Annotated in this window: 12 protein-coding genes and 4 pseudogenes; 11 read left to right on the forward strand and 5 right to left on the reverse strand. The window is 57.6% G+C overall.

Annotated features, from left to right (window positions below; all coding sequences use genetic code 11):
• The first annotated feature begins 268 nt into the window (after positions 1–268).
• From CCGE531_RS30010 to ssuD, 5 genes and pseudogenes are all read left to right on the forward strand, one after another.
• A complete protein-coding gene (locus tag CCGE531_RS30010) occupies positions 269–1,465 on the forward strand; it encodes an LLM class flavin-dependent oxidoreductase (protein ID WP_245459595.1) in 1,197 nt (398 codons plus the stop codon).
• Positions 1,466–1,491: 26 nt separating this feature from the next.
• Positions 1,492–2,760: an SfnB family sulfur acquisition oxidoreductase gene (locus tag CCGE531_RS30015; protein ID WP_120670694.1), complete on the forward strand. Its 1,269-nt coding sequence runs from the start codon at positions 1,492–1,494 to the stop codon at positions 2,758–2,760.
• Between the two features lie 7 nt (positions 2,761–2,767).
• On the forward strand, positions 2,768–4,030 hold the full coding sequence (locus CCGE531_RS30020) for an SfnB family sulfur acquisition oxidoreductase (RefSeq protein WP_120670696.1): 1,263 nt from the start codon (positions 2,768–2,770) through the stop codon (positions 4,028–4,030).
• 32 nt (positions 4,031–4,062) lie between these two features.
• Positions 4,063–4,467: pseudogene (locus CCGE531_RS30025) on the forward strand (ABC transporter substrate-binding protein); the annotation flags it as partial.
• Between the two features lie 598 nt (positions 4,468–5,065).
• The gene (gene ssuD / locus CCGE531_RS30030; RefSeq protein ID WP_120670698.1) at positions 5,066–6,235 is read left to right on the forward strand and encodes an FMNH2-dependent alkanesulfonate monooxygenase; all 1,170 of its coding nucleotides are present in this window, start codon (positions 5,066–5,068) and stop codon (positions 6,233–6,235) included.
• 193 nt (positions 6,236–6,428) lie between these two features.
• Here the strand turns inward: ssuD and CCGE531_RS30035 are convergent, their stop codons facing one another.
• A complete protein-coding gene (locus CCGE531_RS30035; RefSeq protein ID WP_245459596.1) occupies positions 6,429–6,902 on the reverse strand; it encodes a hypothetical protein in 474 nt (157 codons plus the stop codon).
• 132 nt (positions 6,903–7,034) lie between these two features.
• Entirely contained in the window at positions 7,035–7,481 is a 447-nt protein-coding gene (locus CCGE531_RS34545) for a hypothetical protein (RefSeq protein ID WP_162944124.1), read from the reverse strand.
• Between the two features lie 91 nt (positions 7,482–7,572).
• Between CCGE531_RS34545 and CCGE531_RS30040 the strand changes: the two genes are divergently transcribed.
• Positions 7,573–7,824 (forward strand): hypothetical protein, encoded by a 252-nt coding sequence (locus CCGE531_RS30040; RefSeq protein WP_162944116.1) that lies wholly within the window; start codon positions 7,573–7,575, stop codon positions 7,822–7,824.
• A 748-nt stretch (positions 7,825–8,572) separates the two neighbouring features.
• Here the strand turns inward: CCGE531_RS30040 and CCGE531_RS30055 are convergent.
• The gene (locus CCGE531_RS30055) at positions 8,573–8,890 is read right to left on the reverse strand and encodes an integration host factor subunit beta (RefSeq protein WP_004119995.1); all 318 of its coding nucleotides are present in this window, start codon (positions 8,888–8,890) and stop codon (positions 8,573–8,575) included.
• 1,855 nt (positions 8,891–10,745) lie between these two features.
• Here CCGE531_RS30055 and CCGE531_RS34680 point away from each other — a divergent pair.
• The 4 genes and pseudogenes from CCGE531_RS34680 to CCGE531_RS34990 form a co-directional block, all read left to right on the forward strand.
• Positions 10,746–11,078 (forward strand): annotated as a pseudogene (locus tag CCGE531_RS34680) (hypothetical protein); the annotation flags it as partial.
• A 713-nt stretch (positions 11,079–11,791) separates the two neighbouring features.
• A complete protein-coding gene (locus CCGE531_RS30075; RefSeq protein ID WP_245459597.1) occupies positions 11,792–12,454 on the forward strand; it encodes a hypothetical protein in 663 nt (220 codons plus the stop codon).
• A 33-nt stretch (positions 12,455–12,487) separates the two neighbouring features.
• Entirely contained in the window at positions 12,488–12,787 is a 300-nt protein-coding gene (locus CCGE531_RS34985) for a helix-turn-helix transcriptional regulator (protein WP_245459598.1), read from the forward strand.
• Between the two features lie 199 nt (positions 12,788–12,986).
• Positions 12,987–13,138, forward strand: a pseudogene (locus CCGE531_RS34990) (transposase); the annotation flags it as partial.
• 598 nt (positions 13,139–13,736) lie between these two features.
• Here the strand turns inward: CCGE531_RS34990 and ligD are convergent.
• Together ligD and CCGE531_RS30090 are read right to left on the reverse strand one after the other, a co-directional pair.
• Positions 13,737–14,801, reverse strand: a complete 1,065-nt coding sequence (gene ligD / locus CCGE531_RS30085; protein WP_120670706.1) for a non-homologous end-joining DNA ligase — start codon at positions 14,799–14,801, stop codon at positions 13,737–13,739.
• Positions 14,798–15,178: pseudogene (locus tag CCGE531_RS30090) on the reverse strand (Ku protein); the annotation flags it as partial. The gene ligD and the pseudogene CCGE531_RS30090, both read right to left, overlap by 4 nt.
• Positions 15,179–15,666: 488 nt before the next feature.
• Between CCGE531_RS30090 and CCGE531_RS30100 the strand changes: the two are divergent.
• Complete coding sequence (locus tag CCGE531_RS30100) at positions 15,667–16,164, forward strand: helix-turn-helix transcriptional regulator (protein ID WP_120670710.1); 498 nt, start codon at positions 15,667–15,669, stop codon at positions 16,162–16,164.
• The last annotated feature ends 269 nt before the right edge of the window (positions 16,165–16,433 follow it).

A 16,433-nucleotide genomic window follows, 5' to 3' on the forward strand; every position in this document is an offset into this window, starting at 1 on the left:
AGTCTGCGTCGGCCGTGGGGGAGATCATTCGACAGATCACTCGCGCCGTTAACCAACAGGAATTTAAAGTAGACAAAAAACATAGAATTTCTTTTCGGGCGCGACGCTTCGAGCGGTTGGAGCCGAAGTGGGGACGCACGATCGGATGCTGTCAAATAGGTCGTTCATCGCGCGATAACCGAGACGAGAGCCATTCACTGCCCATCAAAGTCCGAGAAAAAGATTCCACGGAATAGCCTATAAAAAACATATAATAACTGTTAAATGAATGCAGTGTCTGGATGCTTCGGGGCCAAGCCTGAATGATCCGATCCAACTCGCGGTCCCGATTGCGCTCGCCACCGAACATCTCGGCATCGGCATCACCGCCTCGATCTCGTTTGAGCACCCCTATCCCTTCGCACGGCGTCTGGCCACCGCCGACCACCTGACAAAGGGGCGCGTCGGCTGGAATATCGTGACCTCCTATCTGGAGAGCGGTGCCAAGAACATCGGACAAGGCGGATTGCGTGCGCATGATAACCGCTACGAAGTGGCGAGCGAATATCTCGAGGTCATCTACAAGCTCCTTGAGGGTTCCTGGGAAGAAGGTGCCGTACTGCGCGACCGCGACAAACGCATCTTCACCGATCCGTCGAAGGTGCACGAGATCGGCCACAAGGGCCGCTTCTTCGAAGTGCCGGGCAACGCCCTGACCGAGCCGTCGCCGCAGCGTACCCCGGTGCTCTATCAGGCCGGCGCTTCCGGGCCGGGCAAGCAATTCGCGGCGGAGCATGCAGAATGCGTCTTCGTTGCGGCACAGACTAGGACCATTCTGAAGAACTATGTGCGCGATGTCCGGCTGCGGGCGGCGACAGTCGGGCGCGATGCGTCCAAGTTCCGCATCTACAATCTGATGACCGTCATCGTGGACGAGACCGACGAGAAGGCGCGCGCCAAATTCCGCGACTATCTCGATTACGTTTCCTATGATGGCTCGCTGGTTTTCATGTCCGGCTGGACGGGCGTCGACTTTTCGCGCTACGCACCGGACGACCTCGTGCGCAAGGTCGAGACCAACGCCATCCACTCGGCGATCGAGAGCCTTTCGGAAGGCGATCCGAATAAGCGCTGGACGATCAGGGAGCTCGCCGAATGGGGCGGTATCGGCGGTATGGGACCGGTGGTCGTGGGATCGCCCTCCACCATAGCCGACGAGCTGCAGGCCTGGGTTGAGGAGACCGACGTTGACGGTTTCAACCTCGCTTACGCCGTAACTCCCGAGACCTTTGAGGATATCGTCGGCTATCTGGTGCCGGAACTACAGAAGCGCGGGGTCTATCCGACCGGCTACCGCCCCGGAACGCTGCGGGAGAAGCTGTTCGGCGAGGGACCCCATTTGCCTAAGGCCCATCCGGCCGACCGTTACCGCGACATCGAATCCTTCAAACGCAACCAGGCAATTACGCTGGCCAATGCCAGCTGAAGTCCTTACCCGACGAGGTTTTTCCCATGGGAAGCATCACCGAGACCAAGGTTGATCACAGCGTCCATCCGCGCGTCAATTCAACAGACCCGTTGTCGCCCCGTCCGCGCCCGGAAAAGCCGGCGCATGTGATCAGGAGCGAAGAGGAGGCCATCCAGATAGCCGAGAAGCTGGCCTCGAGCTTCAAGGTCGGGGCGGCGCTGCGTGACCGAGAGGGGCTGCTTCCGATCGCCGAGCTCGACGCGTATTCGCAAAGCGGTCTCTGGAGCATCAACGTGCCGAAAGCTTATGGCGGCCCGGAAGTCTCTTATGCCACGCTCGCAAAGGTGATCGCCATCATCGCTGCGGCCGATCCGGCCATCGCGCAGATCACTCAGAACCACCTGGCGATCGTCGCGACCGTCGATCTCGACGGCACGGAAGGGCAGAAGAAAGTGTTCTTCGGCTGGGCGCTCGAAGGGATCCGTTACGGCAACGCCTTCTCCGAACTGAAGAGCAAGACCGTCGCCGATTTCGAGACCAAGGTCGTTCATGATGGCGACGACGTGGTCGTCAACGGCGAGAAATTCTACACGACTGGCGCGCTCCTTGCCCATATCGTGCCGATCGTCGGCGTCGACGAGACTGGCCAGGGCTATCTCGTCTTTGCCGACCGCGACGCCCCCGGTCTCACCGTCACCAACAACTGGTCGAGCTTCGGTCAGCGCACCACCGCGTCGGGTTCGGTCAAGATCGAAAACGTGCGCGTGCCTAAGGCTCGGGCGCTAAAGGTCACCTCTTTCGACCATCCGACAGTCGGCGGCCCTGTCTCGCAGATCATCCAGTCGGCGATCGATGTCGGCATCGCCCGGGGCACGATCGACGATACGATCGAGTTCGTCAGCAAGTATAGCCGGCCCTGGATCGACAGCGGCAAGGCGACCGCCGGCGAAGACCTGTTCACCATCGCCCAGATCGGCGACCTGAAGATCAAGCTGCATGCGGCCGAAGCGCTGCTAGAGATCGCCGGGCACGCCATCGATGTGGCGCGCGCCAATCCGACGCTGGAGACGGTCTCGGAGGCAACGATCAAGACAGGCGAGTCCAAGGTTCTGACGACGGAGATTGCGATCCTGTCAACGAACAAGCTGTTCGAACTTGCAGGAACCCGCTCGACCCTCGCCGAGCATGGACTTGACCGCCACTGGCGCAATGCCCGCGTCCATACGCTGCATGATCCAGTGCGCTGGAAGTTCTACCATGTCGGCAATTATTATCTGAACGGGGTCCACCCGCCGCGCCACGCCTGGAACTGACCCCAAGATGAGCACGAATGATCGCAAGCTGCACCGGGAGGCAGCGCTCACCGCCGGCCGTCCCGCGCCGCGCATCGCCGCGCGCGGGGCCCCGGCCCATGTCATCCGCGATGATGCGGAGGCCATCCAGATCGCGACGGACCTTGCGCTTGAATTCGCGGTCGGTGCCGCTCAGCGTGACCGCGAACGACGCCTTCCGCTTGCGGAGATCGACCGCTTCTCGCAGAGCGGTCTCTGGGCAATCACCATCCCGAAGGAATATGGCGGCGCCGGCGTCTCTGCGGTGACGCTTGCCGAGGTCACCGCCATCATCTCGGCTGCGGACTCTTCAATCGGGCAGATCCCGCAAAATCATTTCTACATGGTAGAGGCGCTGCGACTGACCGGCAGCGAGGAGCAGAAGCAGCACTATTTCCGGAACGTGCTGCAGGGTGACCGTCTTGGCAACGCCTTTACTGAGATCGGCACGAAAACGCCGGTCGACTTTAAGACGCATTTCGCCGAGCGCGACGGAAAACTCTATCTGAACGGTCAGAAGTTTTACGCGACCGGCTCACTGTTCGCCCACATCGTCGTCGCTGTGGCGAAGGGACCGAATGGCCGCGTCCATTTGGTCTTCATGGACCGGGATGCTCCGGGGCTCGGCTTCGTCGACGACTGGTCGTCCTTCGGGCAGCGTTCGACAGGGAGCGGGACCGTCACCTTCGACGACGTCGAGGTGGCGCCGTTTCAGATCGTTGACCATGATGGAAGCTTCGAACAGCCTACGCCGATGGGTCCTTTTGCGCAGATTATCCATGCTGCTGTGCAAGTCGGCATCGCGCGCGGGGCGCTCGCGGAGACGATTTCCTACGTTCGTGCCCATGCACGGCCATTTTTCGAACTGACGATCGAGCACGGTTATGAGGACCCGCACACCATACATGGCGTCGGCGACGTCGCGATCAGAGTGCATGCGGCCGATGCGCTGCTCGCAAGGGCGGGGCGGATCATCGACCGCGCCATCGCTGAACCGACGGCGGCGAGCGTAGCGCAGGCATCCGTTGCTGTCGCGGAGGTTAAGGCGCTCGGGACGGAAGTGGCACAGCTTGCCGCCACCAAGCTTATCGAGTTCGGTGGTGCGCGCTCGACCCTCGAAGGCTATGGGCTCGACCGCTTTTGGCGCAATGCCCGCACGCATTCCCTGCATGATCCGGTGCGCTGGAAATATCACCATATCGGAAACTTCTACCTGAATGGCATCCTGCCCCCGCGCCATGGCGCCCTCTGATTTTCAGAATATCGAATTGTGTGGAGATACGAATGAGAGCGCTGCGCGGCATTGCCCTTGGCGCTCTGATATCGGTGACCGCTCTTGGTCAGGCTCTTGCGGGCGACCTGAGCGAAATCCACATTGACTGGGCGACCTATAACCCCGTCAGCCTCATAATGAAGAATGACCGCCTTTTTGAAAAGGAGTTCGGAAAGGACGGCATCAAGGTGACGTGGGTTCAGTCCGCCGGCTCGAACAAGGCACTCGAATTTCTCGATGCATCGTCGCTTGATTTCGGCTCGACGGCCGGCGCTGCCGCACTGATCGGCAAGATCAACGGCAACCCGATCAAGTCGATCTACGTTTATTCGCGCCCCGAGTGAACCGCCCTGGTCACTCGCAAGGACACGGGTATTACCAAGGTCGAGGATTTGCAGGGAAAGTCGATCGCCGTCCGCTTGCAGGCTGTCGACTGATCCGAGATTCGAGCCGATCCAGCCGCAAACTTGAGATCCTCGCCGCTTCAGTAGCGGCTGTTGAGAGAACCGGCTCCAGCTTCAAGGTGAGCCTACGACAACGGCACAGGCGAGATAGCCGGGAAATCATGGTCGAGACCATCGTCGTGACAACAGGGCCGGGCATGGCGCTATTCTCGAGAGCCAGGATTTTTTACGCGACCTTAGCGTCGCCGGCTCCTGCAGCCATGCCCGACGTGGCTCGGTATCGCCTGCAATGGTAAAGCACATCCGATCTCTCGAGGCGGTGAAGCCGTATCTGATGCGCTCATTGCCGGCCCCTTGGCCCGAGGAACTTTGGTGAACTGATGGGTCTGCCCCAGGTCACCGAACACGCCGTGTTCGTTGCGAACCGTATCAGACCGACACTTGCTGATCAGTTCGGTCACCGCCCGCCGATGCATTCTGAAGACCCCCGCAAGAGAACCGATCTTTTCGAAGCAGCGCAATAGTTGGAAGAAAATTGCTTATGAAAACTATAGAATTTAATAATATCGCGAAAACTGTAACGGTTCTGCCGCTTTTGACAGGAATGGGAATGATGGCAATCGATAGGCCTCTCGACTTTCTTTGGTTCATCCCTTCGTCCGGTGACGGTGCGTATCTGGGGTCGGACGATCTCAGCCGCCCGGCGCATCCCGCCTATTTCCGCGAGATCGCGAAGGCTGCCGACCGGCTGGGATATTCCGGCGTGCTTATCCCAACGGGGGCGGCGTGCGAAGAATCCTTCATTCTGGCCGCCGATCTCGCCGCCCATACCGAGCGACTGAAATTTCTGGTGGCCATTCGGCCGGGTACGGCATCGCCGGCTTATTATGCGCGCCTTGCCGCGACGCTCGACCGCGTTTCCAATGGCCGTCTGCTGATTAACATCGTGGTCGGCGGCAGTGCCCAGGAGCTCGCCGGTGACGGCATTTTCCTGCCGCATGACGAACGCTATGATCATGCGGGCGAGTTCTTCCAGGTGTTCAACTCGCTGGTCGAGACCGGAAAGGCCAACCTCGACGGCAAGCACATCAAGGCCATTGATGCGAGACTTGGCCTGCCGCCTATACAGGAACCGCGCCCTCCGCTCTATTTCGGCGGATCGTCCGACGCTGCAATTGCGTTTTCCGGCGGTATCACCGACAAGTACCTGACCTGGGGCGAACCGCCGGCCCAAGTGGAAGAGAAGATTGCCAAGGTCCGCCAGGCCGCCGCGGCGAAGGGCAAGCACGTCAGCTTCGGCATCCGTCTTCACTTCATCGTTCGCGAGACCGATGAAGAGGCCTGGGCCGCGGCCGACAGGCTGATTTCCAAGCTTTCCGACGAAACGATTGCCGCAGCGCAGGAAGTGTTCGCGAAGAGCTCGGATTCGGTCGGCCAGGCGCGCATGGTCGCCCTGCATCAGGGACGCCGCGAAAAGCTTGAAGTCTCTCCCAATCTCTGGGCGGGGATTGGTCTCGTCCGCACGGGTGCGGGGACCGCACTGGTCGGATCTCCGAAGACCATCGCGGAACGTCTCCGGGAATATCAGGAGCTCGGGATCGATACCGTCATCGCCTCCGGCTATCCGCACCTGGAAGAAGCCTACCGGGTTTCCGAGTTGCTCTTCCCCGAAATCGGCCTGCCCGGCCCTCATGGGCAGATCCGCTCCTCCTTCGGCGAACGCCGGGTCTTTGGGGGAGGCGGACATGGCGGGAACGTGAAGATCGCATCCGCCTGCTGAAGAATTTACCGGCGAGCTCCTCCTGTCTGGCAGGAGCGCACAATGGCTGCCGCTGGGAGCCGAACCAGAAACCGACGCGGCGGAGAAGTCGATCCACGGGCCCCGTTGGGATCTTTCATTACACCTCGTTATTGAGGAGGAGACGGGAGTTTCACTCTAACGCCCCAAATTGCATGGGAAAGGTCGGCTTGCGCTAAATATTGCCTCCCGAAAGCAGCCAGGTTCTGCCGGATAAGTCGTCATGGTGAAAATAACGCGGCCGATCGGGCGGCAGCGAGATCTCCCAGGATGACAGCCATGGAACGGCTTCCCAATCGACGTCTTCGAGGGGAATGGATGGCGGGGTGCGCATTGGCAACTCCAGCCACCGCTCGATGTTCTCGAGTTTTCGGTTGCTGACCCTGAGAGGACCCCGGCCGGCCCTCCAGTCGTGATCCTTATGTGCATCGCGGCAAAGGGCCTCGACGGACGCGGCCAGAGACGCATCAACCGGGTCGCGCCTCTTCACTAACCATCCAGAAGCATCCTGGGCCGAGCGCAACAATGCGGTTACCGTCTTGTCCGTGGTGTCGGCAACTTCAAGCCGGACTCCGATTTTAGCGAGATCCGCCGCCAGCGATGGATCGGCCTGCATAAGATAGCGGTTCACACGGAGAATATCTGGCAAGCCATGCAATCCCTGCGCGTTTCCCCAGGCCGTCAGCAACACTTAGCGAAATGTTCTGCGATGGGTAACGGAAGAGAATGTCAGCAGCGGATTGGAAGGCGGGCGACAGCAACGCCATAAAGCGAATCGGACTCAGTCCATATTGCTTAGCGTCCGCGAGCTTAATGGGATCACGCGCAGCCACAATGCCATGCTAAGGGTGGTGGAACAGAAACTTGGCAGTTGAGACGCAAGAGTGATGTTCGCGTTTGGCAGTTGCGCCTGATTGTCCATGGCTGCTCTTAAAATACTGACACCAATATAGACCATGGTACAATTTCGGCGCAAAGGTCTAAAGAATTTCCCTGCTTTGAACAGCGCTTGTTTGCAATACCTTGCACCGAGCGAAATACACCGGATCGGGGTTGCCGTTGCTTGCGCTGACGCTTTGCATATTGTGCACGCATTCCCGTCTGAACCGAGCGCAGCCGTCTGGCTGCACTGATATTTTTTGACGATCTTGACGGTCGGCGTAGGCTCTGAGAGATCGTCGATGCAGCCGTGAATGAACTGCTCGTGTCTGAGCAGGCGTCGTTGCATTGAGCTGTCACAACACTGCGATAATTCCGGCAAACCGGCTACTTCGTCTTCTTTGATAACAACGATGTTCGATTAATGTCGCTCGGGAGATGTGACGGCCAGTGCATCATTCGATATGGTGTCCGGCATCTTAATCGTCAGGCACAGGTTTATGGAGATCCATGCCATGCAAAGATATGCGCTAGTTGAAGATGAAGATCATACCTACGCCGTCGTCGACGCTCGTTCCTTCGAAACAGTTGTGCGATCCGGTATCATACTTGAGCATCTGTCTCCGCAAGTAGCTGAAGGAATCATCCCGGTGCTTGAGTCGCTGGATCGCCACAGGGAAATGCCCAATTGATCCACAGGGCAGGGCCGATCGGGCTTTGTTTTCCACCGCAATTGGCGAGACAATCGCCAGTCGACGATATCGATTCCCGATTTCGGTATATTCGAGGCCCCTGGTGTTTTTCCTAGGGATGAGCACGGACGAGCATTATAGCAGGGCCGGCCAAGAGCGTCAGACCAATCAAGAGCGAAACACTGAACTTCAATATCTTGATACGCCGTGTTCTGGCGCCGTTCCAATAATATGCCGCGTAGAACCTCACGCGCGAAACAAAAAGGTTTGGCCATAGATAATGGTTGCAAGCGGACCGCCCAAGTGAAATCTCCACTTATTGGCCTTTCGTTGTAAGGCGAAGCGAAAAGACAAGGCAACACTCGAATTTAAAGGCCGGAAAGCAACCGGGCCAGCTTCAGGCTTGCCGTAGTCCCCATTTCCTTTCGAATTCGTCCGTAAAATCGTTCGGCAGCTCCTTCATCGTTCGGGCGGGGGACTTTGGATCAGCGCGGATAGTCACTGCGAGAGCTCTTTTGCCGACCTTTTTGCCGTCTTCACTCTCAAGAGTATAGGCAATGGGTACGCCTGGCGTCAGATGAGGCAGCTTCGCCTTCATAACTTCACTGAGATGCACGAAAATATCCGGGCCACCATCGTCAGTTTTATAAAGCCGTACTTCTTGTTCGCGTCAAACCATTTGACTTTCCCTCTTGCCATAACCTTCCCCATGTTGGCTTTATTGGTTGGAGTGCGAGCGCTATCGCAGCTAACCTCTTGAAGCAATTCTTCGGGCATCGAGGTTGCTCGCGGCGTTCAGGCGATACTGTATGTCTTTTCCCGCCTTGAAAAAGGGAACCCACTTCTCCTCGACGAATATCGATGTGTTCGTCTTTGGGTTTCTGCCTGATTTCGACAAGCGATGGCGGACACTGAACGCGCCGAACCCTCTTAGCTCAACCCTGTCGCCACGCATCAGCGCTTCAGCCATTTCCTCGAGGATCGCATCAACGATCCTTTCCGCATCCTTCAAATGCAGAAAGGGTCTGCGATGAGCGACAATTTCGATAAGTTCGGATTTGATCATGTTCCAATCTCATGTACGGAAAACTTGACGTTCGTTAAAACAGGCAACCTAGCCGGCACCGGGCGGAACTGCGAAGCGGCACGGCACTTTGTCGAAAGTCCCTCTTGCGTGAGAATTTTGCAAGAGACGAAGCACCGTCATGGGCAGATATGCTTACTTGCTGCGAGCCTTGCAGGCGGATTTTCCCTACTGTGGCTATCGAGCGAGTGTGGGCAGACATCAGCCTGCACGTAGGCCCAGCCGTCCTCGCCAGAGCTTCCAGATAACCCACGATATGCACGCAGTCAGAAATGATGTGAACATATTAGCCTGACTGTCGTGACGAGTGCGCGGCGGAAGAAGCGCCATCGGTCATCGCGCTGAACATGTGGGCTGCGAGTGCCGTTGTACTGGAGTTTATCGCCCGTGCTTTTCCATTCCGTCATGATGGGACGGCAGCCATAGCAAGGAGTGTTTTCATGCTCGTGCGGCGAGGACCGCTTCGCAGAGGAGAGTTTTGAAAAATGGCGCTCCGGCTGTTGGCGTGATTTGTCGCGCTACGCCAAGGACAGGAGTGAAACTGCCCGCGAAGACCCTCAAAACGCCTTCCACCATCCATTGCTTAGATCATTGCGATCCAACCAATCAATTTTACCGATCTTTCGGAGATGCTTATTAGAGGTCGAAACTGAAAATCAAGGCGCCGAATTGCCGGACCATGAGAGTAAATATGAAGTTAAATCGGATAGTTGGGATCGATGTGGCTCGTTCATGTGCGATTTTCCTGGCTATGGGAAGTCACGTCTTGGCGGTGTCCAAATTGGCAGACGTTTTTAAGGGAGCCTATGTTGATGGTCTTAAATTAATGATGGCGCTTGCAACGCCAACGTTCATTGTTCTTTTCGGAACGATGCTTGAAGTCGTATACAGACCACGATTTGATACCGACAGGCGCAGTATATCGATCGCTCGTCTGTGGTCGCGGGCCATTCAATGCTGGCTGTTATACAGTCTTTCCGTCGTCGTTCTTTTTTTCGCGAAGTCGGAATACTCGTTCTTCTTTTCCCTATCGACGATCTTCATGCTGGGGGTGACCCCATTCACTGACATTCTGAAGTTTTACGCAATCGCACTGACTGTGGCTCCCGCCCTTTTATGGACGCGCAATCGCCTGGGCCTAGTTCCGCTTCTGATCCTGGCCGTCGCCATTCACATTCTTCATCCGGTCTTGCGCGGGCTGCCAAGCCCCGTAGTATTTGGCTTGCCAACGGAAGTGGACCGTCTCGCGATGTTCCTGTTCGGAATAGGGGGAGCCAAGCTCGGTGGCCCCTCCGTCCTGCATGGCATGACGCTTGTCATATCCGGAATGGCCCTCGGGAAAATTCTGATGGGCTCGGCTTCGGGTGTGGCCGCAGGGATGACTCGGCGCGCTTGGCTTGTGCTCCTTGGCACCGGACTGTCGCTCATCGCGGGCGCGTGGATACTCGATAGCGAAACGAAGAGAGGCCTTGGGAACATGGCCATGCGACTGGACAGCCATCCGCTTTACTTCGCCGCCGGCATTCTCGGTGCTTTTGCCGTTACGGCCGCCGCTGTCCTGCTTACCCTGCGCCAGTCGATTGCGCCGACCGCGCTGTGGAGATCGCTAACGTTCTTCGGTCGCACGAGCCTCTTCACCTTCGCCTTTGGCAACATGCTGCTCTATTGCGTGCCATTTGAACCAACCACCATAACCCAGTCGGCTCTGCTCACAGTGCTCCTGATGGCGGCGATTACGTTGCTGAGCTTCTGTTTCGACAGAGCATCGCAGCAGGACGGCCGGATGGCGAAGACCGTTTCCGGCGTCCAAACCTCCATCCACCGACTGGCGACGATGTTGTCAGACCAAGGATTGCGTTTGATTGCCAGATGAGGAGCGGAGATGATCAGGGTCGCCGGAACCTACGATGATTCCGTTAAGGAGGCTGCACGGGTCGCCGAGGCCAATGAGTGGATTATCGTCTCCGACACGTCGTGGCGATGCTCGAATGCTACGAGCCGTCGCTGTCGCCTGGCGGATACTGGCGCGTGTTGCCGACGCATTCATGACGGTGGATGAGGACGACGCTGTCGCGACAATGAAGCGTCTGGCCAATCCAATTGTCGGAGACCCCGCGGTAGTGCGGGCGAAGGCGGCGGCGTGGGCCTTGCGGGGCTCATCAGCGCTCTGCGGATCCGGAAGCCAAGAAAGCTTCGCCTCGATCAGGATCGCCCCGGCGCCCAAGAGACCGGCGCCCTTTGCAGCCCAATCCCGCGACGAGCCGGCGCCCTAGCGTTCTCCTGCAACGATCACCGTATCCAGTCCGCCTTTTGATATCGTTGGCCTACCTCCCATAACGGGCCTACCTCGCCTTAAGCGCTATGGATCGTGTGGCGCGCGGATCGGCCGTCGATGAGGAGGTTGGCCGCCATTCCGTTGTGGGAAAGTCCTTTGACCATCGCTTTCCAGTTTCCGCGTCGGGTGGCATAGACGTTCAGGGTCGTCTGCAGGATTGCCCTCGACGATCAAATGCCTGCCCGCTTCGCTGCCGGCGGATATCTGGCCTGCCGGCGATATGTGGTCGGTTGTCATATCATCGCCGAGGACAAGCAGTGGATGGGCGACGAAGTTGCCGAGACGGTCTGATCGCCGAGGCTGTCGATCATGGCGAGCGAAACTGGCGAATTGCTTCTTGGTTTGTCGTCAGTGATACGCGTCTTGCTCGCGCCATGAGCGGCCCGCTTGCTCAAAGGTCAAATAGCTTCGTCCGAGGAAGAGACATGCGCGAAATAGCCTGAAATGGCTATTTGAGGTCAATCAATTTTTCATTAGAAGCTGACAGGGGGCCAGTTGTTTGCCGTCACTCCAAGCGCGCGACAAAACAGTGAATTTGGTGGAGCAAGTTGACCGAAATTCTGACGCTTAAGCTCGAGGCGACGTCGCTCACAACCAGTGAGGTCTCCGAATGGCTTAACGGTGAAAAGCACGACAATTTCTATCGGCCTCTCAGTAGCGATAGCCGCGGTCTTTTCTCATTCGGTGTCCATGGCGCCGGCGAGATGGTGGGCTGGACGGGATCGACTTCAACGGACCGCGCCTTTTCCGTCACGATCGAGAATGATGACTTCATGTTCTTTGTCGAGCATGGAACCTGCTATGACCTGGCAACAGGCGGCATAAGTCATGCTATCACGCCCTGCACGGGACTGCTGACGACGGCCGACCGCTATTCCGCGGTGAACATTCACGCAGGCTCTGTTGCGGAGGGATTCTGCATCCCAAGGAGCGCAGTAAACGCCGCTCTGATCAGCACCTTCGAACGCCTGCCACCTGTCGATTTCGAATTCGCTCCCCTGCAGGACCTGACAGCGGGACCGGCGGCACCTCTTTTAAAACTCATGCGTTTCTTCCGAGATGAGATCTGCGCCGATCAAAACCTAGAGGTTTCTCCCCTTGCCCTGACGAGCTTCCAAGAGATGTTCTGTCTGCTGATGGTGCAGAATCTGCCTCACACGTTTTCGCAGACGAAATCGCCGGTGCAGACCATTGCGCCTCGCCAGCTTTGAAGAGCGCTGGAGTTTGCCAGAGCACATATCGCAATGCCTATCACGATTGCGGACATGGCAGCGGCAGCGGGCGTCAGCGTGCGGGCACTTCAGATCAATTTTCGACGTTTTTTGAACGTCACTCCAATGGCTTATCTGAGGCAGCTCCGCCTTGATGGCGCACGTCGCGATCTTTTAACTGCCACGCCATCTGCGACGGTCAGTGAAATCGCGCGTCGCTGGGGGTTTATACAGATGGGCCGCTTCTCTCAGGAGTATCGTGCGGCTTTCGGCGTCCTGCCGAAATACGATCTAGGGCGCAGCTATGATAAGAATCGGACTACGGCGTTATAAAGCGCATGTTGACACCCGTTCCATGTCGACGCGTGTTCGCGGATTGATAATGGACAGATCGAAGGCGATGGATCTGCCAGCTAGAGAAACTGAGCTCTCTGGGCAATTGCACCTGCTATTTCGCTCGGGCTGAATTCCCACGCAGGTACCCTTCGTTCCAAGAGCGCTTTCCGACCCCCCATGGTCGGGGCGAACATACATAACGCGATCACTGTCAAGCCGAGAGCGCCATCGTCGCTCGTCGATGGCCGAGAGCTTGTCATTGCTTAGGAAAGTTGTGAGCCAGATGTAACGGGTAGCATAGTTGCCCGGCGCCATCGCATCGGGCCGAACCCGTTATTCACCTGGCGCACATCACCAGATCTAGAAACAAAATTTCTCACAAATGTCATTGCCTGGAAACATTCAGACGTCCCCGGCCGCCGGCAATAATCTAGGATATCGAGGCTCTTTCAGAGCGGCAGCTCTCAGATCGCTTTAGTCAATTCTGACATATAAGAGATTCGTTACGGAGCCTGATTGCCGATGTATCAACCTGAATGTTATCGTCAATAACGCTCTGATCCCGGAATTCTCCAATATGTCGGACAGCACGTTGCCTGTGATGGCAAGGGCATATTCGATGTTGGTCAAGGCGCAGGAACGGGATTCTCTGATGGCCTTATACGGCTATGCCCGTCGGACTGAAGCCAAGCTTCATGTAGCCTCTATTGATTGCCAGCTTCACTACGATATGTCCGATCCGTTCAATGAAACATATATGCGTTCGATTTTCGACCTTGGCACGCGGGAAATGTTGTCAGACGCCTTATGGAAAGACGAGCCCCTGTTTACGGTCGCCGCGTCTCCATACGGCGGTCAACTGCTGGCAGTAATCCTCCCATCCATCCGAGAGCCAGGCTACTATTCCCCCGGAGGTAATGCGGTACTCCCCAAAGCCTCGAGCGCTCTATTCGCTTGGCGCAGGCCGCTCGGCAATGTCGAAGACTGCGGCGTTGTCCTGGATTTCCCTTAGACCCTTGTAGGAGGCGTGACGAAGGCTGCCGTCATGTGTCCAGCCGCGGAACTCGATTTCGGCAATCAGCGTCGGCTGAGCAAAGACGAGATTCTTGCCCTTCAGCGGCACGACCGGCCTGGCTGTCTTCAGCTTATCGAGGGTCTTGCGCAGGTATTCGGCATCTTTCGTGTTGAAGCCGGTTCCGACCGAGCCGACATAGGCCCAATCATAACCTTTCCGCGCGGCGAGCAGCAGGCTGCCGATGCCGCCGCGTGCCGAGGACGACTGTTCATAGCCGACGACCATGAAGCTCTCGCTTTGGATGCACTTGATCTTCTGCCAATCGCCGGTGCGCCCGGAGCGATATGGCCGGTCGCGGTGCTTGGCGATGATGCCCTCAAGCCCTGCCCGGCATGCGTGCTCCAGCAGGACCTCGCCGTCCAAAGCCATCTCCTGCGACAGGCGAACGGCGCCGTCGCTTGTCGGTGAAATGAGATCCTCCAGCAGATGCCGCCGCACCGAAAGCTCGGTGCCGGTCAAGTCGTGGCCGTCAAGATAGAGAAGGTCGAACGCATATAGGATCGCTTCGTCTGACGCCTTTTTGCCGCCGCGGCCACCAAGCGAGCGCTGTAGTGCCCCGAAGTCGGAGCGGCCTTGATCGTCAAGCACGACGGCTTCGCCGTCGAGAATGGCGCTGTTGAACCCGAGTGCACGCGCCGCATCCACAATTGCCGGAAAGCGGTGCGTCCAGTCGTGGCCTCCGCGAGTGATGACCTTCACATCCTTCCGATCGATGTGGAGCGCCAGACGGTATCCGTCCCACTTCACCTCGAACAGCCAGTCGGCTCCCTTCGGTGGTGTCGGCTTCAGAAGGGCCAGGCACGGCTCGATGCGCTCGGGCATCGGATCGAAGGGCAGGCTTGGCTGGGCCGGATCGCGCTTTCGAACCGGGCGCGACTGAAGGGTCGAGGCGGATTCGTTCAGCAGCGGCGTCGAGGCTTTGCGTCTTGTCGTCATCTCGTCGATTGCTTCCCTGAACCCTGTTCGTTGTCGATGGACTTGCGCAACGCATCCATGATGTTGATGACATTGCCCGTCGAAGCTTCAGCCTTCTTCTTCGGCATGGCTTTCGACGGTTTCTTCAATTGCTCTTCTTTGTGTTCATGATGTCAAGCAGCGTCTCCTGCATCGGATCGGCGACCATCTTCGGGCTCCAGTGCTGAGTCTGTATCTTGATCGGCTGTTGCACGAGCGGCATCAGCTCCGCTTCTGGCTCTTCATCATCGATTGCCGCAAAATAGTTTCTCATCCCGCACCTCATCACCATAGCGCAGCGTCCAGAACACGATACCCTTGCCCCGTGGCTCAAGCATGACGGCGCGTGCCCGCCGCGAAGTCTCTCGATATGCCGACCACCATGTTCTCTGCGCCCAAGCCGTCTGGCAAACTTTGAACGCTGCCGGTCCAGAGGAGGGTGAATGTGCGACCGTTGGCCCTTTGCGGGTACACTGGAATGACGACCAGCGGCAGCAATTGTCGGAGCCGAAATCGGCCCCAACATGATGGGAAACGGGGAGCGTTGATCCCTTATCGTGTACATTTTTCGGCACGACACTTGTTCCATAAAGAGACGACAAAAGCATAGCGACGCGAGTCGGTATCGTCTTGTCAGACCGTTGGTCAGTTTGAAGGTCGACGTGTTCCGGCCAACCGCGCAATGGCGATCCGTTCGCGGCGCAGCGGACGGACAGAATCACTCCCAAAGCTGGGCGCGATCGGGTGACGTGCTTTGCGGCAGAACTCGCCGAAGTCGTGAATTTCGCATCAAGAATTTGTAATCGCATCACAAATTTGAAAGTCGAGACGTCTGGTTGCCCCTATCATGCCCTTTTGCGACCTTAAGGGAGCCGGCATGAGTGATATCACAGACTTCGAACCTAGTTTCACGCGGCAAAGGCCGTCGCCATTGGATGCGAGGATCCATCCCGTCGATCGCCACGTCGGACAACAGATCCGCATTCTCCGAATTCAAGCCAATTTATCGCAGAACGAGTTGGGCAAGGGCGTCGGCGTCAGCTTCCAACAGATGCAAAAATACGAAAGCGGCAAAAACCGCGTCAGTGCTTCGATGCTCTATGAAATAGGAAGTTGCCTGCATGTGCCAGTGACGCGGTTTTTCGAAGGCCTGCCGGAGCCGGGCAGCGGAGTTCCCCACCAAGAAGCCGCGGAGATTGACGAACGTATCGCATACCTGTCGACGGCTGACGGTCGCCGACTGATCGAAGGCATTTTGCGTCTGTCGCCCCGAATCAGGAACCGGGTTCTTTCGATTGTCGGTATTCTCGCCGAGGAACAGGAACAGGCCGGCGAGTGCGGTTGATTGTCATAGCTTTTGCTTTCGTTGGTTGATTGCGCCGATAGTACATTCCGCACGAATGCGAATGGAGAGGCCTGTCCTGCCCAACACGGATCGGAGCGGGCCCGGCATGGATGGCAACACGAGGTTCGCTTAGGAAGGCCGCCACTCATGGCAGCCGGTCAACCCGAAAGCCTATGCCGAAGCTCCTCCCAGATCGCTATAAGCCATCCTTGTTTGCCATTGACCGACGGCAGCGCGCGCATGTCGCCGCTTGCCGCGCGTTTAGGCCT

This window comes from Rhizobium sp. CCGE531, assembly GCF_003627795.1.
GTDB lineage: Bacteria > Pseudomonadota > Alphaproteobacteria > Rhizobiales > Rhizobiaceae > Rhizobium.

Excerpts from the sequence above, each read along its gene's own strand:
- CCGE531_RS30020 (WP_120670696.1), top strand. The coding sequence starts at position 2,768 with ATGAGCACGAATGATCGCAAGCTGCACCGGGAGGCAGCGCTCACCGCC.
- CCGE531_RS34985 (WP_245459598.1), top strand. The coding sequence starts at position 12,488 with ATGCCTATCACGATTGCGGACATGGCAGCGGCAGCGGGCGTCAGCGTG.
- CCGE531_RS30015 (WP_120670694.1), top strand. The coding sequence starts at position 1,492 with ATGGGAAGCATCACCGAGACCAAGGTTGATCACAGCGTCCATCCGCGC.
- CCGE531_RS34545 (WP_162944124.1), bottom strand. The coding sequence starts at position 7,481 with ATGCAACGACGCCTGCTCAGACACGAGCAGTTCATTCACGGCTGCATC.
- ligD (WP_120670706.1), bottom strand. The coding sequence starts at position 14,801 with ATGACGACAAGACGCAAAGCCTCGACGCCGCTGCTGAACGAATCCGCC.
- CCGE531_RS30010 (WP_245459595.1), top strand. The coding sequence starts at position 269 with ATGCAGTGTCTGGATGCTTCGGGGCCAAGCCTGAATGATCCGATCCAA.
- ssuD (WP_120670698.1), top strand. The coding sequence starts at position 5,066 with ATGATGGCAATCGATAGGCCTCTCGACTTTCTTTGGTTCATCCCTTCG.
- CCGE531_RS30055 (WP_004119995.1), bottom strand. The coding sequence starts at position 8,890 with ATGATCAAATCCGAACTTATCGAAATTGTCGCTCATCGCAGACCCTTT.
- CCGE531_RS30100 (WP_120670710.1), top strand. The coding sequence starts at position 15,667 with ATGCCCTTTTGCGACCTTAAGGGAGCCGGCATGAGTGATATCACAGAC.